Origin of the sequence: Acinetobacter sp. CWB-B33 (genome assembly GCF_039655955.1) — a bacterium.
Lineage (GTDB): Bacteria > Pseudomonadota > Gammaproteobacteria > Pseudomonadales > Moraxellaceae > Acinetobacter > Acinetobacter bouvetii.
In genome coordinates this window covers 949,028-974,395 of the sequence record NZ_JAGFEU010000001.1, presented here as the reverse complement: position 1 = coordinate 974,395, position 25,368 = coordinate 949,028, and the positions used below count along the sequence as shown (strand labels likewise).

Here is a 25,368-nt window from a genome sequence, read left to right as displayed (position 1 = left end):
TATTGTTTTAAAAATAGAAGCGCTGCCTATAGTATCTGCAGCGCTTCTTAATAGACAGGCCAGTGCAGCAGCCCGCTCAGCCGATTAGATATTTAAAATAATTATAATTTGGATGGCTTTCAACAAAGACATAATTATGCTTTTGATAGAAATGCGCCGCACCCTTTTGATCTGTATTTAAGCAAAGCGCAGAATAATAAGGCTTTGCTAATTTTTCCAATTCTAAAAGCAGTTTTTTCCCCACACCATGCTGACGGTATTGCGGATGCACATAAAAACGGCGGACGCGCCCAATCCGTTCTTCAACTCCCGCATCGCCCCATTGCTGATTTAAACCGCCGCATCCGACCAATGTGTCACCATCAAATGCAAGCAGCAAACTCTCGCCTTTTTGATCAAAACGGTTTTTACCGCTTTGAAACTCTTCGATTAAACGCTGAATAAATGCATAGCCTTCTTGATTTGCCAATGCAGCTAAATTTTCGATCTGCTTTGGCAATTGTTCGGCCTGACGAATACTTATTTCCATATACCCACGCTTTTTAATCTAATACTCAATTTATCTTTTTTCAGCAGTTTCAAAAGCGAAACTGCAAAAGAACCGTAGTGGCCTATGTAAATAAAAAAATGGCCGATGTTCAATAGCAAAGAGATACAAATGTAAGAATAATGCCAAAAAAAGCCTAAATCCGCCAGATCTGTCTAAATAAACGGCGCCCGCGGCAGATCATGAATTTTATTCAACAAACTACAGCAATCCTGAGCATTCGTGTAAACTTAGTGCTTTCATTTTTTGATGTGACTGAAAGACATGGCGACCGTTGATCTTTTTGCAATTGGCAATGCATTAATTGACCAGGAATTTAAAGTTTCTGATGATTTTCTTACTCAGCAGAATTTGCAGAAAGGCACAATGCAGCTGACTGACGGTGAAACTCAAGCCGCGCTTTACAGCAGCCTGCAAGCCAGTCAAGTATATAAAGGTCAAGCTTCTGGCGGTTCAGCAGCCAATACTACAGTTGCATTCAGCGCATTAGGCGGTTCAGCATTCTATGCATGCCGTGTCGGCAATGATGACTTAGGCAAAATCTATCTTGATGGCTTAAATGATGCCGGCATCCAAACCGCAACTCAGTCGATCAGTGACGGCGTTACCGGAACGTGCATGGTTTTGGTCAGTCAGGATTCTGAACGCACCATGCATACCTTTTTAGGCATCACAGCAGAACTTTCTGACAGCCAAATTGATTTCAGTCCGCTTAATTCTGCAAAATGGCTTTATATCGAAGGCTACCTGTCAACAAGCGATTCTGCCCGGGCAGCAGTTAAAGAAGCGCGCAAGATAGCCAAAGCCAATGGCGTGCAAATTGCTTTAACACTGTCAGATCCTGCAATGGTTCAATACGCGCGCCAAGGCTTAGATGAACTTCTGGACGATGGTGTAGATTTACTGTTCTGCAATGAACATGAAGCCATGATGTATACAGAAACAGATACCGTTGAAGCCGCTTTAGCAAAATTAAAATTACTGAGCAAGCACATTGTCATTACACAAAGCGCGAAAGGTGCTTTGATTCATAATAATGAGCAAACGTTTATGGTGCCGGGCCGCAAAGTTACCGCTGTTGATGCCAATGGCGCTGGCGATGCCTTTGCAGGCGCATTTTTATATGCGCTGAATGCAGGTTTAGGCTATAAAACTGCAGCGGAGCTTGCGATTTTAATTTCAAGTGAAGTAGTGTCAAAGTTTGGCCCGCGTTTAGCCAATCATGAATACGCGCTTTTACTGCAAAATTTTCTAAAGGAATGTGCATAATGCATAAAATTTGCATGACTGAAGATGTGCCTGAGCGCGAAGCGCGCTCTTATGAGACGCCAAATGGCGATACCATTTTTGTGACTCAGCGTGACGGTTCTTTTTTTGCCTATCAAAATTTGTGCCCGCATTTGCAAGTCGAGCTGGAATTTTTAGAAAATCAATTTTTAGACCGCGATCAGGAATACATCGAGTGCTCTACGCATGGCGCTTTATTTTTGGTTGAAACCGGCGAATGCATTTCTGGCCCATGCCAAGGGCAATCACTTGAAAAAGTAGAGATTAACGTGCATTCTGATGGCGGAATCTATCTTTTAGACGAATAAAATTTGCAGGATACTGCTATGCCTGAGTTTCTTACAAACTACAACTTAATGCCTTTTCATTTAAGTCTCATTGCTGTTGTATTGCTCGGCATGGCAGAAACTATCGGCTACTATATAAATCTGCGCCCTACAACCCTGTTCAAAAAACTTTCACCCAAGCATTTGGATGATTTACCCCTGCTGAACGTCAAATTTTCAAAAACACTGATTATCTTTTTTCTATTGATGAATTTCAGCTTTGCGGGCTATTTTTTGCAATTTTGCATTTATGCGCGCGAAATGACTTTTTTCCCTGCCTATTATTTAATGCTTCCAGCACTCATCATTGCAATTTTCTTTACCGTATTCATGATTCATTGCTTAGATCAGGTGATTCCAACCAAACGCATTAAGCAGCAGGTGAATTTGCTTGGGCGTCTAGCCACAATATCCAGCGGCAATGCGCGTCCCGGTTTTTCAGCTCAAGCGCGGGTCCGTGATGAATACGGACAGCTGCATTATGTTCAAGTCGAGCCTGAATTTGGCGAATTGGAATTCCAGTCTCAGGTTATCCTGATCCGCCCCAAAAAATCGCATTACATCGCTAAACGGATTTGTCCTTCCAACCGTTTATTTAATCTAGATTTAGACACATAAGCTTTATAGCCACAAAACATCAAAAAGCTAAGCCGAATTCAATCTGCAATAATTCGCAAATGCCCGCCACCCAGCTTCTTAATTGACCATCTCCAGATAAATTAACGCTTCAGGAACCCAGAAACCAGCGACATCACTTGCTGAATGTCCGCATTGGCTTCTGTCTTGCTGGTTTGTTCGCCTTGCGGCGTCAGGGAATCAATGATCTGCGGCAATACCGATGAAATCGCGTTGTAAATATCCTGCTTAGGCGCCTGTGTTTCCTGCGCTATTTTTGCAATTTCAGCATCATCAAATAGGCGCTGCAGCTGCTGAGGCTGCACCGCGGCATTATCGCCGGGAGCGGTTGACACCCAGTCATCCACCTGACTGCTGAAACCCTGTCCGCGCAGTGTATCCAAAGCCCCTTGCAAACCGCCCTGCTTTTGAATCCAGGCAAGAACCAGCGGCAGAACAGCAATGAATAGAGAGGATGCATTTGCACCGCCTGCAGAAGTATTCTGTGACTGCTGACCTGTACCGCCCAGCTGCCCCAATACAGAACCCAGAATTCCGCCCAGACCGCCTTGCGCATTGGCTGATGACGCATTATTGCCGAATTGCCCAAGTACAGAGCCTAGCATTCCCCCTAAACCGCCTTGCTGGTTTTTCTGATCAGCATTGCCCAGCGCCTGCTGCGCTAAAATTTCCACAATATTGCTGAGATTTGTCATTGTTATCTTCCGAATTGAGCCCAATAAACAGCATACGTAGAAAATTTAATCTCGCCGCAGTCAGATTGTTAAATTTTGCATCTGCTATCGCCTCAATAAATCTGATCACCAGCGGAATTTATTCCAGTTCTCTGGGTTTGCCCAAAATTTCGAGTTAAACCAGTCCGGTACATGCTTATAGGTTAAAATATTGAACTGCCACAATGCAAAATCGCTGTCATGTGCGGTTTTATCAATCAGCTGCGTAAAGCCCAGCGCCCGCAACAGCTGCTCATCGTGCAATTTGCTGACGACAACAATGCGTTTCGCCATCAAATCACGCAGTTTCACCAGCAGCCGAGATTTATCCTGTTTGGAAATATCCGCCATTTCAGGCGTATCAAACAATACAAACCCCAAATCATAACGCTGACTAAAAAGCAGATTTAAAAACTCAGATACGCTAAAATATTGCCATTGAATTGATTGATTATTGCCGTATTGTTCAAGGTTTTGTCCAATACATAATGCAGTTGAAATTGGCTGTTCATTTGATAAATCGTCTAGCATTGAAGTGATGACATTTTGCCCAGCCATAACTGCATCCTTATTATTGAAGAGAGTATTTCATGGAACTACAAGGCATTTGCCATAAAATGCGTGCAGGTCTCACAGACCTTAGTGTAACTGATCAACAGACTCACAAGGCAAATGTAGAATACAAATTTATTTTAGACCGCTCAGAAACTGAGCTTCCATTCAGTTTAGGTCAAGAGATTGAAATTGAATGGACGGGCAATATCTACTGCGTGTCCTGCGGCAGCAAAACACCAAAATCCTATTCACAAGGCCATTGCTTCAAATGCTTTAAGACCAAAGCGGCTTGCGATATGTGCATTATGAAGCCGGAAACCTGCCATTATCACTTAGGCACCTGCCGTGAAGATGATTTTGCGCATGAAGTCTGCTTCCAGCCGCATATCGTCTACTTAGCCAATTCCAGCGCATTGAAAGTCGGCATTACCCGTATCGGCCAAATGCCGACCCGCTGGCTGGATCAGGGCGCAACTCAAGCCCTGCCGATTATGAAAGTCGGTTCACGCCGCCTGTCCGGGCAACTGGAAATCATGTTTGGCACTCAAGTGGCCGATAAAACTGACTGGCGAAAATTGCTTAAGGGCGAAGCCGAACCGATTAACCTGCTGGAAATCCGTGAGCAGCTGGTTGAAGAGTTTGCGCCTAAAATTCAAACCATCCGGGACGAATTCAGCCAAAATCTGGAATTCAACGAAACCGTAGAGCTGCTGGATGATGAATTGCCGCGCGAATTTATTTATCCTGTAAATCAATATCCGGAAAAAGTAAAGTCTCACAATTTGGATAAAACTCCTGTGATCCGCGGCAAGCTGCAAGGCATCAAAGGTCAGTATTTAATTTTAGATACCGGTGTCATTAATATTCGCAAATACACGGGCTACGAAATTAAAATCCGTACTGAATAACCCCGCCATTAATCATCATTGAACATAAAAATACGGGGGCTGCTCATACGGCTCCCGTATTTTTTTAAACATGGCAGAGACTGCACTTCCAGCTCACACACCTCCGGTTAACGCACTTTCTTTAAAAAACTCAAGTATGGCTGAACCATCAATTGCTCCGCTTCCAGAATGGGCATATGGCCAATACCGTCAAGCAGGATGGGCTGCTCTGCATTTTTTAATAGCGCTTTTAACTCTGAAGCCGCTTCTGCGTTAATCACCTGGTCCTGCTTCCCCCAAACAATCATCGTTGGCGCATCAATAGACTTCGCCATTAAAGCAAAAGAATCCGGCGTATACAGTTTTGACATTTCAACCAATTTCAGCACCATTTTCTCTGTGTTTTTAGACTGCGCAAGCATCAGCTTTTCCTGTGCATTTTTAAGTTCAAGCGGGATAAACGGCGGCGCTTGCATAGCAATCCGCATCAGCCTGTCAAAATCACCCGGCTGCTTAACCAGCAGCTGCCTTAACTGCTCAGGATCTTTTAAATACACCGTATTGGCCGTTTTAAATACCCCTGCTGCATCTGCCAGCATTAAAGACTTCACCTCTAAAGGATACTGCGCGCTATACAGCATTGCGACAGCGCCGCCCATTGAATGGCCGGCAATATGCAAATGAGGGTCTATCTTGGCCGCATCAGCAAAACGCCGCAGCTTTTCTGCCAGATTGGCAACGGACAAATCAAAATCATCAGGCACTCGGGTTTCACCATGCGCAGGCAAGTCAGGAATAATCACATGATAATTTGGCGTTAAATACCGCGCTACACGGTTCCAGTTGTCACGGGTACCTGAGAGGCCATGAAGCAGCAAAATGGTTGGATTTGATGGATTTCCACCCTCGCTGTATACCCATTCAATCTCTTCAGATTTAACTTTTTTGGTGCTTAAACCTGCCCATGCGCGTTCCTGCTGCAAAATACTCTGAAAATTAATTTCAGCAGCATAAATCGGTGCCAATGGAAGCAAGATAAACAGTGCCAATATCAGTTTAATGATGCTAGCGCGCTTTACAGCACTTATTAAAGAATTGTCCATTTCTTATTATCCTTATTTGCTTTTGATGGGTTTAATCAAGCTGCTTTATGATGATTAAATTTTGATCTCATTCAGCCTGCTACTCTAGCTTGAATAGCATTATGCTGCATTTGCCTAAACGTTATAAACTCAAAAAACACAGTCAATTTTTGCCATAAAAAACCAGCCCTCGGGCTGGTTAGTCGTTGCATGATGCAAAATCAAGTCAATCAAGCCACCCAGTGAGCTGCCGGCTGCACTGCATTCAATTCAATCGCGCGATATTCGAAGCTGACGGATAAATTCTGAACCTCTTGCTGAGGCAAAACCGCATCAAGCTCCAAAACAGCATTTGGCTCCAGCCATACACTTTGCGCCTCACTCACCGGATCAGCGCGAAGCAAGGAATCAACATCTATCGATGCTTGCAGATTTGCCCCTTGATCTTGATGGCCTGTTTCGGTTTGTACATCGGCATAGGCCGTCAGCACATCAGATAAATCATTTTCTGGCGCAAGCGGCATTACCGCAATTTTAGCAATAGAAATTTCTACTGAATGAACACCAAAACGATCTTCTGCATAGATGCTTGCAAAGCCGCCATTTTTGATTGGATTTTCTATTTTCCAGTATCCACCTGCATTAGCATGTGTTTCAAATTGCTGATCATAGGCCTTGATCACAATTTTCAAGTTCGGTGCAGACTTTCCTTCCAGCATATCTCCATTAACCAAAACAATAGGCGCAGCAATTGCATACTGAGGCGTTTCAGGCAATACCGGCGCAAAAGGCTCCGCCAGCAAGATTTCAGGCGACTGCCGGCCAAATTGATCTTGCGCGATCATAGACAATACCCCGCCATTTGCTATTGGATTATCAATACTCCAATTGCCCAAATCATCTGCAATCACCCGATACTCTATATCATTCGCCTGAATAATGATGATCGCATGCGGATCCGCAGTGCCTGCCAACACAGCACCGCTTTCCGTTACAGATGGAAAACTTGGCTGGATCGGCAATTCCGCTATTTTCGCAATTGCAATAATTACAGATGTACTGCCATATTGATTCATTGCATATATTTCAGCTGTGCCGCCGTTCGCTATTGGATTTTCAATACTCCAATTGCCCAAATCATCAACCAGCGTACGATAGTCCGCATCATTTGCCTTAATGACAATAATCGAGTTCGGCTCACCAGTTCCTGACAATACTTCATCATTTTCTATAATGACCGGTGTTTGAACCGTAGATATTTTGGCTATAACAAGATCATCAGAACGCGTGCCTGCTGCATTGACCGCTGTGATCGTCATTGAACCCGCAGAAACCAGCGGATTCAGCATGCTCCAATGGCCATTTTCATCTGCAATGGCTGTATATTCCTGCCCATTATGCGTCACGATTACCGTATTTCCGGGATCAGCTGTTCCAGACAAATACTCCTCACTTTCTATAATTTCAGGCATGTTAGGAGGCGAAATTAACGCTGGCAATTGAGCAATCTGAATATCTTCTGAACGGACACCAAACTGATTAACAGAATAAATAGCCGCTGATCCCCCATCCTGAATTGGATTATCTATGCTCCAATTGCCTTGCGCATCCGCTTTAACTCGATATTGCGCTTGGCCTACGCTAATAACCACCCAGCTTTTCGCATCTGCCGTACCAGCCAATACCGAAGAAAATTCAGTGACATTCGGTACTGATGGCGCGGCCGCATTTTGATCATGCCGATGAGCATGCATATATTGATGATTGTTTTGCCATGAAGAATTTTTAAAAAAATGATCTAATCCACTATGCTGTTTCATAACGCCTCGATTTTGTTATTTATATGATATTAAATAATTAAAAGCACCCAAATCAAAATTTAAATGATCTGAGCAAATCAGGCCAATGTTATTTTCATTATAAAATTGCACCAATTCACAACTCTGCCGCCAAGTGTGCATCTGCATAAAAAATAAACATAAAAAACCAGCACAAAGGCTGGTTTTTTTTATTTACAGAATAATTATTTGATTTTTGCATGCGCTTTTAAATAACGCGTGTAATCATCAAATTCTTGCTGACCGCGCAGCTGCTGATACAGTTTAGTCAATTCATTCAACTGTTCTTCAGGTAAAGCGGCAGAATCCATTTTATTGACGTTGGTTACAGCAACCACCACCAATTCATCTGGAAGTTTCGCAGTCGATACTGACCAGTATCCCGCTTTAGGTGCAGGAAGACTGAATGCTGCGCGCTGAATATCACGTTTCAGCATACCGTCAGCACGGGTAAACGTGCCGGCACTGACAAAATTAATGCCTGATTTATTCACTTCAGCTGCAGGTTTAGTTTTAAACTCATTCAGCGCATTTTGAATTTTTGCTTTAGCCGCATCAAATGCTTTTTGCTCAATCAGTTTAGCTTTCACTTTTTCTTTCGCTTCAACAAAAGTCTGCACGCCGGCGGGATGATAATTACGGACTTTCACCCATACTGCATCACCGTTTGCCAATAGAATGCTGCTCGAAACGTTGCGCTCGCCATTTTTAACATCATCATTAAACAGCTTCACTTTAACATTGGCATCGCTCAATACAGGATGTGAAGCTGATAAAGTAAAGCCTTTCACAGTTTGAACTTGAACACCCTTCACTTCTTGTGAAACCACATCTAAAGAATCACTGCTTACAACCATGTCATTCAAGCTGTTCACTGTGTCAGAGAACAGGTTGGCATTTTTAGTTTTCAGCACTTCTTGCGTTAAACGCACTTTTTCTGATTCAAATGAAGGCACTTGCACAGCCGATGCTTCAGTCTCAATCAAATGATAGCCATAATCTGTCTTTACAGGAGCAGAAACTTGGCCCGCTTTTAAGCTAGCCACCGCTTGATCAAAGGCATTGCCAAAAACACCTTTTTGATAAACTGCGATTGTACCGCCATTTGCTTTGGAAGCCGGATCTTCTGAATACTGCGCGGCAACTGCTGCAAATGAAGCGCCTGCTTTGATTTTAGCAGCAGCTTCATCAGCCAATTTCTTCGCTTCAGCATCCGTACGGCCATCAACAGCAATGAGAATATGCTTCACAACTGGCTGAGCTGAGTGCTGCTGTTTCTGCACGAAGCCGTTATAGGCCTGCTGCAGTTCCGCATCCGTTACTTCGCTGGACGCACCTTTAATATTTGCAGGAGAAATGACGACAAAATCTGCATCCACGCTGGTAACTTGCTTAAACTGAGCAGCATGCTTTTTATAGTATGCATTCAATTCCGCATCAGTCACTTTCACCGCATTTTTGTAATCGTCCAATTTTACACTGGCCAATTGAAGGGTACGCTGTTCAGTTTGCAGGTTCGCAATTTGCGCAATATCACCTTTACTGACCAATGCATAATCCATAAAAGTTGATGTCAGCATTTTTAAAGCATGATCTTTACGCAGGCTGTCAATAAACGCGCGGTTTGTCATACCAATAGATTTTAAGTAATTTGCAAACAGTTCTTCTGAAAATTGACCATTTTGCTGAAAACTCGGCTGTTGCTGAATCATTTGCACTAACTGCTGATCGCTTAAGCTTATGCCTAGCTTCTCCGCTTGCTGAAGCAATAACTGACGCGCAATCAAAGTTTCTAAAGCTTTATTACTAATGAAATTCTGATTTAGTAAAGTTTCATCACCATTCGCATAAGTCAGATATTGCTCTTTTAGCGAGTTCGTCAGCTGTTCTAAATCCTTTTTAGAGACTTCAGCACCGTTGACTGACTTCACGGCATCTTTTGACCCGCTGCTAAAATATCCTTCTATACCGACAAGCGCTAAAGGGGTTAAAAACAAAATGAGCAAAGCCTTGCCCAGCCAGCCCTTAATGACTTTACGAAAAGATTCCATAAGTAATCCAATATTTTATTTGCGAAGGATTTTAACTGAAAACCAGCAATGAATGAATGCGTTAAAGCGCTAAATCATATTTATCAATAAAAAACGCGCCATGATGGCGCGTTTCGAAGCTCAATAATATTAAGCTACAGAATCTTTCAAGCCTTTACCAGCTTTAAAGCTTGGAACTTTGCTTGCTTTGATTTCTAAAGTTGCACCAGTTTGCGGGTTGCGTCCTGTGCGAGCAGCGCGTTCTTTAACGCTGAAAGTACCGAAGCCAACTAAAGTTACTGTATCGCCAGCTTTAAGAGCCTCAGTTACAGAAGCGATCGTTGCATCTAAAGCTTTACCTGCGTCAGCCTTAGATAATCCCCCTTTCTCTGCAATAGCATCAATTAATTCTGATTTATTCATGAAAATTACGTCCTCTTAATATCGTTTATTTAAGGTTCAGAAGTTGTTTAATTTGCCCTAGCGCCTTTATAGCAATGCTTTAGGGGGAAACGCAATACTCCTCAACCTCTTTTTTTGCAAAATTTTGACGAAAAAAACCTTGAAAAATGAATAATTGTTCACAAAACTCTATTTTTTAGCCAATTTCTCTTGAATTTTGCGCTGCTCTTCCGCCAAACGGTCAATTTTAGCGTGAAGCTGCAAAATCATTTTCTCAAGATGCTGCAAATCTTTAGCTGCCACCAAACCCAAGCGGTTTAAAGAGTGGTTTACACTGCTATCTAAAATTTTTTCAACTTTATCTTTAGTATCAATAACGGATTCTTTTGCTTTTTCAGACACTTTTTCTACAGTCTGATCTGCGATATCTGTGCTCTTCGATTCCAGCTCTTCACCCACTTTCACCAGCGAATCAAAAAGCTTATTTCCTTCTTCTTCAGCACGTGAAAAAGCGCCTAATCCAGCAAGCCAAATTTGTTTAGTATATTTACGAAAATCCAATACGGATTTGCGGTCATGCGGATGCCGGGACTTCGCCTTATTATGTTTTTCTGAAAGGTTCTGCTCAGGTGTGTCTGACTCAGTTGTATTTGTTTTATCCATACAAAGCACCGCTCCTAGTGATTTCATGTGCAAATTTATATGTCAATCTGCAAATTAACACTATAATAGCAAACTTAAGGCTTGATAGATTTGCAAAACTGTTCTACAAAGCAATTTAATTCAAGTGTTTTTAGTTTTAACCTGAAATCACCCACAGGCAGGATGCTTGTTTTTTTTATTTCAGGAAAGGATTGGATTTTTATGAGTGACACGCAACAAAGACAAAATCAGCCGCATTTGTTGCTCACAATGACCTTAATTGTTTTAGAAACAATTTTCACGTTTATCTTGAAACATGACCGTGTTGTCGCGCTGCAGGCAAAAAAATTCGTAGATGAAAAAATAGCCATTAAAATAAACAGCTATATCCCTTATTTCGACTTCTATGTGCAATTTACTGAAAATGGCATTCTATTTGATGATAAAGCGCCTGAAAAAGCGGTCGATTTAGATGTCCGCACCACATTAATGGATTTAATCAAAATCTTTATTTTCGGCAACCGCCGCAGCATCAAAGGCATGCGCATTGACGGCAATACCGTTTTAAAGGATGAATTCCGTGATTTGCTGTCACTGTTCAGCCTGCCTAAAGTACTCGCTGACTGGAAACAGTGGCTGACAGAACCGGCAGATGACCAGGATGTAATTGCATCCAAAAAACGCATTGCGCCGCTATTGGAAAAAATTGACCAGCAGCGCTCTAGAATCAATACACTGCAAGTTGAAGTCATCCAATACAAAAACCGCATTAAGCGTATTGAACGCCGCCAAAAGCGGATAAACGTTATATTTACAATTATTACAATGCTTTTAATCGCGTTATTAGTGTATAATTTATGGCTTAGATAAATATAAATTTTTTATAAAAAATGCAAATTTAATAAACAATCTCAAAAAAACTTGACTATTTTAGTCAGGATTCTTAGAATCAGCACATCTAGTCTAATCACGTGTATTGAATCATGCGCTTAACAACTCGCGGTCGTTACGCAGTGACTGCTCTACTTGATCTAGCTTTGCAGCCTACTGAACAAACGATTACTCTTGCAGAAATTGCAACACGTCAAACAATTTCAGTAGCCTATCTAGAGCAGCTATTTGCGAAATTAAAGCGCCACGGCTTAGTTTCCAGTATCCGCGGTGCAAACGGCGGCTACCATTTAGCACGAAGCGCTGAAGAGATCACTGTTTTAGAAATTATTGAAGCTGTAAATGAAACAGTTGACGCCACCCGCTGTGACCATAAAGGCAATTGCCAAAATGGCGCGATGTGCTTAACTCATGATTTATGGCAAGAACTCTCCCATCATATTGCCGATTATCTCGCTAAAATCACACTTGCTGACTTAGTAGCGCGTGACAATGTACAAACCGTTGCCATCCGCCAAAACTCTTCAGCATTTGATTCAGCCCTTCTATCGGTTACAGGTATTTGACATGAAGCGTCCTATTTATCTTGATTATGCAGCAACTACTCCTGTAGATCCTCAAGTTGCAGAACGTATGATGGAGTGCCTAACGTTTGACGGTACTTTTGGCAATGCCGCATCGCGTTCACACGCTTATGGCTGGCAGGCAGAAGAAAAAGTAGAATATGCACGTGAACAAGTCGCAAACTTAATTAAAGCTGATCCGCGTGAAATCGTATGGACTTCGGGCGCAACTGAATCTGACAACCTTGCACTAAAAGGTGTAGCTCAGTTTTACGCGTCAAAAGGCAAGCACATCATTACGTCTAAAATTGAACATAAAGCAATTTTAGATACTTGCCGTGAATTAGAAGAAGAAGGCTTTGAAATTACATATATTGAGCCGCAGGAAAAAACTGGCTTAATTACACCGGAAATGGTTGAAGCGGCGATCCGCCCAGACACTATTCTTGTTTCCCTGATGATGGTAAACAATGAAATCGGCACCGTCACTGATGTTGCTGCCATTGGTGAAATTACCCGCGCTAAAAAAATCTTCTTCCATGTTGATGCGGCTCAAGCTGCAGGTAAAGTTGAGATTGACCTCTCTACAATGAAAGTTGATCTGATGAGCTTCTCTGCACACAAAATTTATGGCCCTAAAGGCATTGGCGCTCTATTTGTCCGCCGCTCTCCGCGTGTTCGCGTTAAAGCGCAAATGCATGGCGGCGGTCATGAGCGTGGCATGCGTTCAGGCACACTTGCAACTCACCAAATTGTGGGTATGGGTGAAGCGTTTGAACTTGCAGGTAAAAACCTGGCATCTGAACAAGCCCGCATTCGTGTATTGCGTGACAAGCTTTGGAATGGCCTGCAAGGCCTCGAACAAGTGTTCCTCAATGGCCATCCAACACTCAATGTTGCAAACTATTTAAATGTAAGCTTCAACTTTGTTGAAGGCGAATCATTGATGATGGCCTTGAAAGATGCCGCTGTATCTTCCGGTTCAGCATGTACATCTGCAACACTTGAGCCATCTTATGTGCTCCGCGCGCTCGGCTTGACTGATGAGCTTGCACACAGTTCTATCCGCTTCAGTTTTGGCAAATACACGACTGAAGAAGATATCGACCACGTTCTTGAGATTACTAAAGCTGCTGTTGAGAAATTGCGTGACCTTTCTCCGCTTTGGGACATGTACAAAGATGGTATCGACCTTTCTACTGTTGAATGGGCTGAACACTAATTCATCCCGCTGAGATAGCTTTAACGATAAAGCTATCTCATTGAAAACTGTAATTTCACCCCCATATTTAATATTAGGCTGACCCCGAGGTTTGGAGAAGCATCATGGCTTATAGCGAAAAAGTAATCGACCATTACGAAAACCCTCGTAATGTTGGTGTTTTAGACAAAAATGCAGAAAATGTTGGTACAGGTATGGTCGGCGCACCCGCTTGTGGCGATGTAATGCGCCTTCAAATCCAAGTGGATGACAACGGCGTAATTGAAGAAGCGCGCTTTAAAACTTATGGCTGCGGTTCGGCAATCGCTTCCAGCTCATTGGTAACAGAATGGCTGAAAGGCAAAACACTGGATGAAGCTCAAGCGATCAAAAATATTGATATTGCGACTGAACTTGCCCTTCCTCCTGTCAAAGTACACTGTTCTGTACTTGCAGAAGATGCCATTAAAGCTGCTGTTGAAGATTACCGCAGCAAAAAAACTAAAGCTTAATCGTTTCAAGTTTTTTGAAGTAAGTATTACGGAGTTTTCATGATCCACTTAACTGAAAATGCTGCAGCTCATATCAGCAATTACTTAAAGAATCGCGGTAAGGGTGAAGGTATTCGCGTTGGCGTGAAAACTTCAGGCTGTTCTGGCCTAGCCTATGTGCTTGAGTTCGTCGATGAAATTGACACTCATGACCAAACATTTGAACAGTTTGGCGTTAAAGTCTTCGTTGACCCGAAAAGCTTAGTTTATCTTGAAGGCATGGAAATGGACTATGTTAAAAATGGTCTAAATGAAGGCTTCGAGTTTAACAACCCTAATAAAAAAGGCGAATGCGGCTGCGGTGAATCATTCACTGTTTAATCACAACTCGCCTTGTTTTGCATTAAAACAGTGTAAAATACACTGTTTTAATTGTATTTAAAGCATACTTTTGCACCTTAATCGCGGATCATTTCTCCCATGAATCATTTTGAGCTGTTCAACCTTCCTGCAGCACTCGATATTGATTTGGCAGCTTTAAAAGATGCTTTTCTTCAGCTGCAGCAGCAATATCACCCGGATAAAGCCGAAGATAAAGATCAAGCCTTGATTAAATCAAGCGAAATCAATCAGGCATTCAAAGCGTTATCAAATGTTGACAGCCGCGCTGCATATTTGCTCAGCTTAAAAAAGCAAGATTACCATCTGGATCAGTCCATCAGTGATTTTGAGTTTTTGCAGTCTGCTTTGGAAATTCGCGAACAGCTGGATGATGCAGCCTCTGCCGATGATTTAATTTCATTAAAAACTGAGGTTGAACAATGGATCAGCGGTTTAGTCCGCGAATTTAAAATTGATTATGCAGATGAGGATTGGGCGGAAGCGCGCGATACAGTTCGCAAACTGCGATTCTTTGTAAAAGTCATGGCTGACATCAACAAAGCTGAAGACCGTTTTCTGGATGATGACAGCTTTGATTTAGATGATGATTTTTAATTTTACTTGTTTACAAATATTTAAGTTCTAAGGATGTAACACAATGGCTCTCTTGCAGATTGCAGAACCAGGTCAATCAAGTGCACCGCATGAACATCGCATTGCGATTGGTATCGATTTAGGCACCACCCATTCTTTGGTTGCCACTGTTCTTTCAGGTAAAGCCAAAGTGCTTCAAGACCAGCAAGGCCGTGTGTTACTTCCATCAATCGTGCACTATTCTGCTCAAAGCACCGAATATGGCGATGATGCAAAACCCTTTATTACAGCAGATCCTAAAAATACCATTGTCTCTGTAAAGCGTTTTATGGGCCGCTCTAAGGCAGACATTAAATTTCAGCATCCCTATGAATTGTCTGGCGAAGACAGTCAAATGCCTGCCTTTGAAACTGCTCAGGGCCGAAAAACACCTGTTGAGATTTCAGCTGAAATTCTAAAGCAATTAAAAGACCGCGCAGAAGAAAGTTTAAAAAATCCAGTCAATGGCGCAGTCATTACTGTTCCAGCTTATTTTGATGAGGCGCAGCGCCAAGCAACGCGTGATGCCGCTCAGTTAGCCGGTTTAAATGTTCTCCGCTTGCTCAATGAGCCTACAGCTGCGGCCGTGGCCTACGGCCTAGACCAAGAAAGCAATTTAGCGCAAGACCGCAACTATGTCATTTATGACTTAGGCGGCGGCACATTTGACGTTTCCATTTTACGTTTTTCTCAAGGTGTCTTTGAAGTTTTAGCAACAGGCGGCCATACTGCGCTGGGCGGTGATGATTTAGACCGCTTGATTGTGAAATGGGCAAAAAAGCAGCTTCAAATTGAACATTTAAATGACACCGAATTTGCACATTTCATTGTTGCAGCGCGTAAAGCCAAAGAAGCGTTATCGGATGCTGAATCTGTTGAACTGAAACTTTTAGATCAAAGCTTAACCTTAGACCGCCCTGCATTTGAAGCGATTATTAAAATCGCTTTAGACAAAACCATCAGTGTCTGCAAACGCGTGATGCGTGATGCCAAATTAGAGCTGAATGACATTCAGAATGTCGTTTTGGTGGGCGGCTCTACCCGTTCTTATGCGGTGCAAAAAGCTGTAGGTGAAGTATTCAATCAAGAACCGCTTTGCACTATCAATCCTGACGAAGTCGTTGCCATTGGCGCATCCATTACAGCCAATCAGCTGATCGGCAATGCTCAAGATGGCGCCTTGCTGCTGGACGTTACCCCGCTGTCTCTTGGCTTAGAGACCATGGGCGGCTTGGTAGAACGCTTAATTTCGCGCAATACCGCCATCCCCGTCGCGCGCCGCCAAGAATTCACTACATATCAAGACGGCCAAACCGCCATGCTGATTCATGTGGTTCAAGGTGAACGCGACTTGGTAGAACACTGCCGCAGCCTTGGCCGTTTTGTGTTACGCGGCATTCCACCAATGACTGCCGGTCAGGCTCGCATTGAAGTGACTTTCCAGGTTGATGCAGATGGCCTGCTCACTGTTTCAGCAACAGAAACGACTTCTGGCGTGCATGCGCAAATTGATATTAAACCTTCATATGGCTTATCAGACTCAGATACTGAACGCCTGCTGCTGGACGGTTTTAAATTTGCAGAAGAAGACAAAGCACTTCGGCACCTGCAAGAAACCAAAGTTGAAGCTAAACGCGAACTTGAAGCTTTAGAGCAGGCTTTAAAAGCCGATGCGCAGCTTTTATCTGCATCAGAATTGTCTGCTTTAAATACTGCCAAAGCTCAGCTCGAAGTTCAGCTTGAAGGTGATGAAATTAAAGCCATTGAAGAAGCTGTAGAACAGCTTAAAATACACAGCGACGCCTTTGCTGCAGCGCGCATGAATCAGCATATTGATGCCGCACTTAAGGGCACCAAGCTCGACGACTGGTCAAACTCAAACTAATTTATAGGTAAAGACTATGCCACGTATTAAAGTATTGCCTCACGCAACCATTTGCCCTAATGGCGCTGAGTTTGAAGTTGAGCAGAATGCAAATCTATGCCAGAGCCTGCTCGATAACGGCATTAAAATTGAACATGCTTGCGACATGTCAAAAGCATGCACCACTTGCCATGTGATTGTCCGTAAAGGCTTTGACGGTTTAGATGAAATGGATGATATTGAAGCTGACTTACTAGACCGCGCATGGGGCTTGGAACCAGATTCCCGCCTGTCTTGCCAAGTCAAAATTGAAGATGAAGATTTGGAAGTAGAAATTCCAAAGTACACCATCAATCATGCTTCTGAAAATCACTGATTGTTTAAAAATCAAAAAACCGCTGAAATCAGCGGTTTTTTTATATCTCAAAATACAGAAAATTCATTAAATATTAAAAATAAGTACCGAATCAGACACCAAATTTTTAAAAAGCCGATAAATAATGCTTATTCTTGTTTGGCTGTCCAAATCATTAATGATGATGTGTTTCTTCCACAATCACTTCATCTTCCAGATTCAGCTTCACAATACCTTCTGAGTTGGTCATTTTTTGCTGGGTCTGCAAGCGTTTAATCATTTTTTCCAGTACCAGGATCAATTCCGGATATTCAAAGTTCTGAACTTCATCCAAGTTCAGCAGCAAATGAAAACCTTTGTACTCGTAATCAAACCAGCGCTGATAATCTGTCTTCTTCGAAGAATATTTTTCCATGACTTGCCAAGTCCGGACAGGCCCTTTAATACCTTTCAAATAAATTGGCGCTTTCGGCGCACAAAGGTAATCGTTTTTCACCAGCTGATGCGTATCATCAGAAATTAAAATTTCATCTACTTCAGCCGCGCTTTGCAGCCGCGCAGCCAAGTTGGCATCTCGGCCCACAATGGTATAAGCCATGCGGTGCGCCGCGCCATAGTTCCCAACGTGGCAATAGCCCGTCGAGATCCCCATGCGGATATGCAAGGGCGGATAGCCCATTTTAACCCAGCGCTCGCGCAGCAGCTTCATTTGCTGGCGCATGACCATCGCCATTTCTAAACAGACTTTAGCATCCTGCTCGACGCCCTGGCTATGCGGATCGCCAAAGAAAATCAGAATCGCATCGCCCATGAATTTATCGACAGTTGCTTCATACTGCTTGGCAATCTCGGTCATGTGGCTAAGATAATCATTCAGCAGGAAAGCCAAGTCATCCGGAATCAATGTTTCAGAAAGCTCAGTAAAACCTTGAATATCAGAAAAGAATACGGTGAGCTTTTTACGCTTGTATTCAATTTTTGCTTCTGATTCACCTTTCATAATGGATTGCCACAACTGCACTGGCGCATAGCGGCTCAGCTGATTGGCAAATTCCATATAGCGGTTCATTTGATCAAAGTAATGATCTTTTTTCTTCGCGAGATAGTAAGTTTGGCCACTCTGATAAAAACTGCCCACACCAAAATAAGAAATTAAACAGATAAAGCCTAAAATGGTTAATTCGCTGTTGGTCGGTTCAAAATATTCATGAAAGCCGAAAATAAAAATCGTGCAGAAATAAAAAACGACTATTCCGGTGAGGCTGGCTAAAGACACCATCAAAAAGGATATTTTGTTGCTGATGATTGTATACAGCAGCGCAAACAGGCCAAGAAAAGTCAGCACCAAATTCAGATGCACTGCCGACAGCATGACCGAGATCACAACAATATCAATAAAAAACAATACTGTGCGTTTAACTTTATTATTGTATCGATAGATCAGCCAATGCGAGAGTTTTGGCGTGATCAGCAAGATAAGCAGCAAAAAAATCGGGATATAGACTTGATATTCTGTATCTGGCTGAGTGTAGTAATAAACGACTACAACCAAAGACAGCATGATATACCCCATCAATCGATGAAAATATTCAAACTGTTTTGGTTCTTTATTGATCCAATCGTCTAATGGCACACACTCACTCCTAACAGACAATCACAATCATACCCCGTTATAGACCGCTTTCTGATCAATCCATGCGCCAGTCAAATGGCATGTCGCCTTGACCGCGAAGTGCAAGCATTAAAGTTTGACGCATATGCGCCAGTACATCGTTGCTGTATGGAACTGCCGGCGTGCCCCATACTGGTTTTGGCCAAGCCACATCGTTTTGATAGCGTACGACATGATGAAAATGCAGCTGCGGCACCATGTTGCCCAGAGCAGCAACATTCATTTTGTCGGCACGGAATACACGGGCCAATTGGCTTGACAGCCAGCTCGATTCACGCAGGAATTGCTCCTGATCAGCCTGGCTCAGCTCATAAAGTTCTGTAACGCCTGGTACGCGAGGGATCAAAATGAGCCACGGAAATTGCATATCATTCATTAAACGACATGTTGACAGTGGAAAATCGCCTACATAAAACGTATCTTGAGCAAGTTGTGGATGTAAACTAAACATATCTTTATAAATGATGCAAATTAGAATGATAGCCAATACTATCACATCCTTATGGACGTGAATATTCTCAGCTTTATGTTTTCAGTATAAATATCATTGCATTTAGCTGAATTAAATCACACATAAAACTTTAATAAATTTATGAAAAAAATCAAAGATTTCTTAAAAAGAATAAAATATGTGCAGAAATGCAGCTGCACATACCGCCATTCATTAAAAAAACTTTACATTCAGTGCAATTCTTTCATTAAGTTATCCAGCAGATCATTCAAAAACTGTATGCGCTTTTCATAATCTTCCAGCATCACCATGACTTTTAAGCGCTGCCCGCCTTCCATTCTAAAAAAGGTCGGATGTTTCTGCATCATTTGAATAATGCTTATAGCCTGCACAGGAGTATCCGGTGAAAACTCTAAGTGCCCGCCATGACTGCTGATATCAATTTTAGTAATGCCCAGCTGTTCTGCTTTGAGGCGGATTTGATGCACAGCGAACAAATGCTTGACCGGCTGCGGCGGCACACCAAAACGGTCGATCAGCTCCATCCGGATATTATCCAATTTGTCTGTGCTGTCTGTATTGCTGATACGCTTATAGAACAGCAGGCGCTGATGCACATCACCCAAATATTCATCTGGAATTAAAGCGGGCATATGCAAAGTAATTTCTGCAGTCAATGACAATGGCGCATCGAAATTCGGGGCTTTGCCCTTTTGAATGGCCTTTGTGGCTTTTTCAAGCATCTCCATATACAGGCTGTATCCGATGGCCTGCATCGAGCCGCTTTGCTGTTCACCCAGCAGTTCACCTGCGCCGCGGATTTCCAAATCTTCTGTCGCCAGCATGAAGCCCGCGCCTAGGTTTGACGCACGGCTGATCGCATCAAGGCGTTTCTCCGCATCGCCTTTTAAGCCTTTTATCGACGGTACAAGCAAGTAGGCATAAGCTTGATGATGAGACCGGCCAACCCGTCCGCGCAATTGATGCAGCTGCGCCAAACCCAGCTTATCCGCCCGTTCAATCAATATGGTGTTGGCATTTGGCACATCAATGCCTGTTTCAATGATGGTTGAACACACCAGCACATTGTATTCTTTGTGGTAGAACTGCTGCATGACCTGTTCCAGCTCACGCTCGCGCATCTGGCCATGCGCTACGGCTACACGCGCTTCCGGCACTAAGTCTCGAATATTCTCGGCTGTGCGTTCTATGGTATCCACTTCATTGTGCAGGAAATACACTTGGCCGCCGCGGAGCAATTCACGAAGAATCGCCTCTTTAATAGATTCAGCCGTATGTTCCTGCACAAAAGTTTTTACGGCTAAACGGCGGGCGGGCGGCGTCGCAATAATCGATAAATCCCGCATGCCGCTGAAAGCCATATTCAGCGTCCTCGGAATTGGGGTTGCGGTCAACGTCAGCATATCCACATCTGCGCGCAGGGCTTTGATCCGCTCTTTGTCACGCACGCCAAAGCGGTGCTCTTCATCAACAATCATCAGTCCCAGATTTTTGAACTGCACATTTTCCTGCAGGATCTTATGTGTGCCAATCACAATATCCACTTTGCCTTCAGCCAAATCTTCAATCGTTTTCGTATGTGACTTGGATGTGCCAAAACGCGATAACACCTCGATCCGTACCGGCCAATCGGCAAAACGGTCTTTAAATGATTCGTAATGCTGCTGCGCCAATAAGGTTGTTGGCACCAGAACGGCGACCTGCTTGTTATTTTGCACGGCGACAAAGGCCGCCCGCATTGCCACTTCTGTTTTGCCAAAACCGACATCACCGCAGACTAAACGGTCCATCGGTTTGGCTAACTGCATGTCATGCAGCGTGGCTTCAATTGCATTGGCCTGATCCAATGTCTCTTCATATGCAAAACCGCTGGCAAACTGCATATATAGACTCTGATCCAGCTCAAATCCAAAACCCGGCTTAGACTGGCGGCGCGCCTGAATATGCAAAAGCTCCGCGGCCACATCATGGATCTGCTCTAAGGCTTTACGTTTTGCTTTATTCCAGGCATCTGTACCCAGCTTATGCAAAGGCGCTAAATCAGGATCACCGCCGCTGTAACGGCTGATCAGATGCAAGTTGGTCACCGGCACATAAACCTTGGCGGCATCTGCATAATCCAGCTGTAAAAACTCATGATCCTGATCATCAATGCTTAAGGTGACTAACCCGGCATAACGGCCTACACCATAATCGATATGCACGACGGGAGCGCCCAGGCTCAGCTCAGTTAAACTGCGGATTAAAAATTCTTCGGAAACATCCTGCTGACGTTTGCGGCGGCGCTGCACCACACGGTGTTCATACAGCTGATTTTCTGAAATAACCGTAATCTTGCCGGTCAGCAATAAGCCGCGCTCTAAAGGCGCATTGGTAATGGCAACTGCATGCAGCGATTCGATAAAATCATTAAAATTCGAGACGTACGGAATATCGCCTAAAGACGGGCGTAAGGCATCTTTTAATGTTTCCCGCCGGCCAGCGCTTTCTGCAACCAGCAGTACTGGATGACCGCTGCGGTCTATATAATTTTTAACTTCGGCAAATGGCTTTTCCCGCTTTGGATCCACAGGCAGCCTAGGCGGCAATTCCGACTCAATATTCAGCACACCCGATTTTTCTTCAAAGCATTCACTTGAAGCAATCACCCGGCCAAAAAGATTCAACTGCTCCAGCACTTGACTGGGCTGCATAAACAGATGTTCTGGGGCTAAAATCGGATGGTCAACATTATGCCGGCGGTCTTCATAACGGCGTATAGCTTCTTTCCAAAACTGGGTTAAGCCCTCATCTACGTCTTTATCTGTAATGACAATGCCATTCTTTGGCAAGTACGCCATCAGCGTACTTTGGCTTTGCATTGCTTCAGCACTGAAAAATAAAGGCAGATAAAACTCCAGCCCAGGAGATGCGATGCCTTCTAACACATCCTGATAAATTGGATTTTTCTTTGGATTGGCTGCTGGAAACATATCCGCATAGCGGTCGCGGAATACAGCCCGGCCTTCTTTTAATGGAAATTCTTTAGCCGGAAGCACCGTAAAATTTTGCAGTGTTTCTGAAGTGCGCTGCGTTTCAGGATCAAAAAATTTCAGAGTTTCAATTTCATCATCAAACAAGTCTATGCGTATAGGCGCGGATTGACCTGAGGCATAGATATCCATGATGCTGCCGCGTACCGCAAATTCTCCATGATCATACACCGTATCGACCAGATGATAGCCCGCTTGAATCAGTTTGAGTTTTTGCTGTTCTAAATCAAATTTCTGTCCGACTTTAATATCAAAATGCTCACCCAGCACCCATGAAGCCGGCGCAATGCGCTGCGCTAAAGTAGACGCAGAAATCAGCAGCACGCCTGATTTCGGCATATTTGATAAAATTGCCAAACGTTCCGACACAATATCCTGATGCGGTGACAGGCGGTCATAAGGCAAAATTTCCCAATCCGGAAAAATTGTGGGCTTTATTCCGTAAAATTCCAGCTCACTTTCCAACTGGCCTAGATGCTGGCTGTTGCGGGCGACAATGACAAACAGCTGCTTATTCTGCGCTGCAATTTCTTTAAACAGCAGACCAGCCGCCGAGCCTTGCAAATTGCCAATCCAGCGCTTTTCACCAGCCTTGAGCTGGCTAAGTTTCAGTTGTGATATTTCTTGTTGGAACATGTATATAGCTTTAAAGTCTAAACAACATGTGTATTATTTTAGCACGATGTATTTATTCCTCACCTGCTTTTTGCCTGCCAGCTTAAAGTTTCATTTTCTTTGCTGGCAAGACGGAGGATGCAGCCTATGTTCGGTCGCGCAGAAACCCTCTGTAATAGTCATTTAATATTTTTAGACAGCGCTTTAATTCCAGCAGATTTTCTTCAGTATTGCCCAAATGCGCTGTAAAACGCTGATGAGCAATTTCCAAATCAATTCTTTCATTGATAATGATGGCTGCGCTATATAAAGCTTTCAAATCGTCAAAACTTGAAATACGGCGATTAGACAAATGCTCTAAGCGCTTGCCATGCTCTTGATTCAGCAGAATACCCTTGATGATATAACCCGCACCTTCTTCAAATGAAATCTGATGCTCTTCCTTATACAGCTGCTCAGCTGTTGGCTTATTGCTTTTAAATATGGAGGAAATTTTGTCGAACATAACTATCTATGGATTCAGCAGCAAAACACTATTCTAGAACGAATCAGCGGCTTCAGATTCAACTGTTTTCTGCATTCATATAAAAAGCAGCCAATTCGGCTGCTTTTTATAGGGCATTTTATTCGAAACTGACTGCACCTGTACTTTTAAAGCGCATCATAGCTGCAGTCATCGATTTTCATTAAGAGACCTGAGCCAATGCGGACTGCCCGAACTTTACTTCTGACACTAAGTTTTCAAAAGCAAAAATATGATCCAGCTGCTGCTGTGTCAGCAAGCCCTGCTCTAAAACCACCTGCTGAATGGTTTTATTTTCGGCGATACACTGCTTGCCAATTTCATCGCACTTGGCATGCCCTAAAATTGGATCCAGCAGTGTAACAATGCCGACGCTGCGCATGACGGCATCATAACAAGCCTGCTCATTCGCCTGAATGCCTTGAATGCATTTTACATCTAAGGTCTGAATGGCCTGACACAGCAAATTAATCGATTCATTAATGGATACGGCAATCACAGGTTCCATCACATTCAGCTGCAATTGGCCAGCTTCGGCAGCCAATGTCACCGTCAAATCATTCCCGATCACTTTAAATGCAATCTGATTGACCACCTCTGGAATCACAGGGTTGACCTTGGCTGGCATAATCGAAGAACCCGCCTGCAGCTCAGGCAAGCGGATTTCAGCCAAACCTGTACGCGGACCAGAACTCAACAGGCGCAAATCATTGCTGATTTTGGACAATTTGACGGCAAGGCGCTTTAATGTGCTGGATAAAATAATAAACACGCCGCAATCGCTGGTGGCTTCTACATAGTCTTCCGCACCAATCAGCGCCAACCCCGTAATCTCTTTTAATGACTGAACCGCCTGCTCGGCGTAGCCTGCTGGCGTATTCACCCCTGTGCCAATCGCCGTCGCGCCTAAGTTGATTTCTAGCAGCAGCTGGCGGGTTGAATCAATCAGCTTTAAGTCTTCTTTTAATAAAGTCGCAAAAGCGCGGAACTCTTGCCCTAATGTCATCGGCACAGCATCCTGCAGCTGCGTACGGCCCATTTTTATCACAAACTCGAATTCAGCGGATTTTGCGTAAATGCTGTCAATAATTGTGCGCAAAGCAGCCAGCAATTGATCCAAGCTGTAATACACCGCTAAACGCAAAGCAGTTGGATAAACATCATTGGTAGATTGTGACTTATTGACATGATCATTCGGATGAATATGTGAATAGCTGCCTTTATGTAAACCCAGCTGTTCCAATGCAATATTGGCAATGACTTCATTGCAGTTCATATTAATTGATGTCCCTGCGCCGCCCTGATACACATCCAGCGGAAAAGCATGGCTCCACTGTTCAGGTTCTGCAATTAAGCAGTCACAGGCCTGCTGTATTGCCGTACTGATTTCTGCTGAGATTTTATCAAACTGCAAATTGGTTTTTGCCGATGCTTTTTTCACCTGCGCCAAAGCGCGGATAAAAGGCAGGTTTTCACCCACCTTATTCGAAGAAATTTGGAAATTTTCCAATGCCCGCAAAGTATGAATGCCGTAATAGCTTTCTACTGGGACTTCTTTGGCTCCCAGCAAATCACGTTCTATTCTTGTTTTTTCCAATTGAACCATCGACACGTTACATACTCTCTATAAATGCACCATAGTTGTGCAAAATTATCGTATCTTGTCTTATAGCCGACTCCACAACATTTTTATTTCATTATGCAATAAATTATTAACAGTAAAGCCTTTA

25 protein-coding genes are annotated in these 25,368 nt (G+C 43.4%); 12 read left to right on the top strand and 13 right to left on the bottom strand.

Translation table 11 applies throughout. From position 1 onward, the window contains the following. Positions 1–76: 76 nt before the first annotated feature. A complete protein-coding gene (locus tag JZ784_RS04605; protein ID WP_346313965.1) occupies positions 77–529 on the bottom strand; it encodes a GNAT family N-acetyltransferase in 453 nt (150 codons plus the stop codon). 282 nt (positions 530–811) lie between these two features. On the opposite strand from JZ784_RS04605, the gene JZ784_RS04600 reads away from it, so the two are divergent. Genes JZ784_RS04600 through JZ784_RS04590 form a run of 3 tightly spaced genes read left to right on the top strand, consistent with a single transcriptional unit; the run spans position 812 to position 2,778 of the window. Further along, complete coding sequence (locus JZ784_RS04600) at positions 812–1,816, top strand: adenosine kinase (protein WP_346313964.1); 1,005 nt, start codon at positions 812–814, stop codon at positions 1,814–1,816. 14 nt (positions 1,817–1,830) lie between these two features. Further along, positions 1,831–2,142 (top strand): Rieske (2Fe-2S) protein, encoded by a 312-nt coding sequence (locus JZ784_RS04595; protein WP_171065521.1) that lies wholly within the window; start codon positions 1,831–1,833, stop codon positions 2,140–2,142. 18 nt (positions 2,143–2,160) lie between these two features. Then, positions 2,161–2,778, top strand: a complete 618-nt coding sequence (locus JZ784_RS04590; RefSeq protein ID WP_346313963.1) for an OB-fold-containig protein — start codon at positions 2,161–2,163, stop codon at positions 2,776–2,778. A 101-nt stretch (positions 2,779–2,879) separates the two neighbouring features. Here the strand turns inward: JZ784_RS04590 and JZ784_RS04585 are convergent, their stop codons facing one another. Both JZ784_RS04585 and JZ784_RS04580 read right to left on the bottom strand, forming a co-directional pair. Continuing rightward, positions 2,880–3,491 (bottom strand): YidB family protein, encoded by a 612-nt coding sequence (locus JZ784_RS04585; protein WP_346313962.1) that lies wholly within the window; start codon positions 3,489–3,491, stop codon positions 2,880–2,882. Positions 3,492–3,596: 105 nt separating this feature from the next. Further along, complete coding sequence (locus tag JZ784_RS04580) at positions 3,597–4,067, bottom strand: DUF6231 family protein (protein WP_346313961.1); 471 nt, start codon at positions 4,065–4,067, stop codon at positions 3,597–3,599. A gap of 32 nt (positions 4,068–4,099) precedes the next feature. Between JZ784_RS04580 and JZ784_RS04575 the strand changes: the two genes are divergently transcribed. Continuing rightward, a complete protein-coding gene (locus JZ784_RS04575; RefSeq protein ID WP_346313960.1) occupies positions 4,100–4,972 on the top strand; it encodes a DUF2797 domain-containing protein in 873 nt (290 codons plus the stop codon). A gap of 107 nt (positions 4,973–5,079) precedes the next feature. Here JZ784_RS04575 and JZ784_RS04570 read toward each other — a convergent pair whose 3' ends face one another. From JZ784_RS04570 to JZ784_RS04550, 5 genes are all read right to left on the bottom strand, one after another. Next, positions 5,080–6,054, bottom strand: a complete 975-nt coding sequence (locus JZ784_RS04570) for an alpha/beta hydrolase (protein ID WP_346313959.1) — start codon at positions 6,052–6,054, stop codon at positions 5,080–5,082. Between the two features lie 209 nt (positions 6,055–6,263). Beyond that, a complete protein-coding gene (locus JZ784_RS04565; RefSeq protein ID WP_346313958.1) occupies positions 6,264–7,787 on the bottom strand; it encodes a hypothetical protein in 1,524 nt (507 codons plus the stop codon). Positions 7,788–8,056: 269 nt separating this feature from the next. Further along, a complete protein-coding gene (locus JZ784_RS04560; RefSeq protein ID WP_346313957.1) occupies positions 8,057–9,922 on the bottom strand; it encodes a SurA N-terminal domain-containing protein in 1,866 nt (621 codons plus the stop codon). 129 nt (positions 9,923–10,051) lie between these two features. After that, positions 10,052–10,324, bottom strand: coding sequence for an HU family DNA-binding protein (locus tag JZ784_RS04555; protein WP_005010225.1), 273 nt, complete (start codon positions 10,322–10,324; stop codon positions 10,052–10,054). 168 nt (positions 10,325–10,492) lie between these two features. After that, positions 10,493–10,966: a phasin family protein gene (locus JZ784_RS04550; protein ID WP_130144795.1), complete on the bottom strand. Its 474-nt coding sequence runs from the start codon at positions 10,964–10,966 to the stop codon at positions 10,493–10,495. A gap of 201 nt (positions 10,967–11,167) precedes the next feature. Between JZ784_RS04550 and JZ784_RS04545 the strand changes: the two genes are divergently transcribed. From JZ784_RS04545 to fdx, 8 genes are all read left to right on the top strand, one after another. Next, positions 11,168–11,815, top strand: coding sequence for a hypothetical protein (locus tag JZ784_RS04545; RefSeq protein WP_005010230.1), 648 nt, complete (start codon positions 11,168–11,170; stop codon positions 11,813–11,815). A 113-nt stretch (positions 11,816–11,928) separates the two neighbouring features. Continuing rightward, on the top strand, positions 11,929–12,402 hold the full coding sequence (locus tag JZ784_RS04540) for an Rrf2 family transcriptional regulator (RefSeq protein ID WP_005010231.1): 474 nt from the start codon (positions 11,929–11,931) through the stop codon (positions 12,400–12,402). Between the two features lies 1 nt (position 12,403). Beyond that, a complete protein-coding gene (locus tag JZ784_RS04535) occupies positions 12,404–13,621 on the top strand; it encodes an IscS subfamily cysteine desulfurase (RefSeq protein WP_005010232.1) in 1,218 nt (405 codons plus the stop codon). A gap of 104 nt (positions 13,622–13,725) precedes the next feature. Beyond that, complete coding sequence (iscU, locus tag JZ784_RS04530; RefSeq protein ID WP_005010233.1) at positions 13,726–14,112, top strand: Fe-S cluster assembly scaffold IscU; 387 nt, start codon at positions 13,726–13,728, stop codon at positions 14,110–14,112. Between the two features lie 39 nt (positions 14,113–14,151). Then, positions 14,152–14,472, top strand: coding sequence for an iron-sulfur cluster assembly protein IscA (gene iscA, locus JZ784_RS04525; protein WP_130144787.1), 321 nt, complete (start codon positions 14,152–14,154; stop codon positions 14,470–14,472). A gap of 99 nt (positions 14,473–14,571) precedes the next feature. After that, a complete protein-coding gene (hscB, locus tag JZ784_RS04520; RefSeq protein ID WP_005010236.1) occupies positions 14,572–15,087 on the top strand; it encodes a Fe-S protein assembly co-chaperone HscB in 516 nt (171 codons plus the stop codon). A 43-nt stretch (positions 15,088–15,130) separates the two neighbouring features. After that, the gene (gene hscA, locus JZ784_RS04515; RefSeq protein ID WP_346313956.1) at positions 15,131–16,990 is read left to right on the top strand and encodes a Fe-S protein assembly chaperone HscA; all 1,860 of its coding nucleotides are present in this window, start codon (positions 15,131–15,133) and stop codon (positions 16,988–16,990) included. A 16-nt stretch (positions 16,991–17,006) separates the two neighbouring features. After that, complete coding sequence (gene fdx, locus JZ784_RS04510; protein WP_005010239.1) at positions 17,007–17,345, top strand: ISC system 2Fe-2S type ferredoxin; 339 nt, start codon at positions 17,007–17,009, stop codon at positions 17,343–17,345. Between the two features lie 154 nt (positions 17,346–17,499). Here fdx and JZ784_RS04505 read toward each other — a convergent pair whose 3' ends face one another. From JZ784_RS04505 to aspA, 5 genes are all read right to left on the bottom strand, one after another. Further along, complete coding sequence (locus tag JZ784_RS04505) at positions 17,500–18,957, bottom strand: adenylate/guanylate cyclase domain-containing protein (protein ID WP_346313955.1); 1,458 nt, start codon at positions 18,955–18,957, stop codon at positions 17,500–17,502. 55 nt (positions 18,958–19,012) lie between these two features. After that, complete coding sequence (locus JZ784_RS04500; protein ID WP_018572632.1) at positions 19,013–19,447, bottom strand: HIT family protein; 435 nt, start codon at positions 19,445–19,447, stop codon at positions 19,013–19,015. 230 nt (positions 19,448–19,677) lie between these two features. Beyond that, complete coding sequence (gene mfd, locus JZ784_RS04495; protein ID WP_346313954.1) at positions 19,678–23,136, bottom strand: transcription-repair coupling factor; 3,459 nt, start codon at positions 23,134–23,136, stop codon at positions 19,678–19,680. Positions 23,137–23,260: 124 nt separating this feature from the next. Beyond that, positions 23,261–23,620: a hypothetical protein gene (locus tag JZ784_RS04490; protein ID WP_346313953.1), complete on the bottom strand. Its 360-nt coding sequence runs from the start codon at positions 23,618–23,620 to the stop codon at positions 23,261–23,263. 181 nt (positions 23,621–23,801) lie between these two features. Further along, entirely contained in the window at positions 23,802–25,244 is a 1,443-nt protein-coding gene (gene aspA, locus JZ784_RS04485) for an aspartate ammonia-lyase (RefSeq protein WP_346314252.1), read from the bottom strand. Positions 25,245–25,368 lie beyond the last annotated feature (124 nt).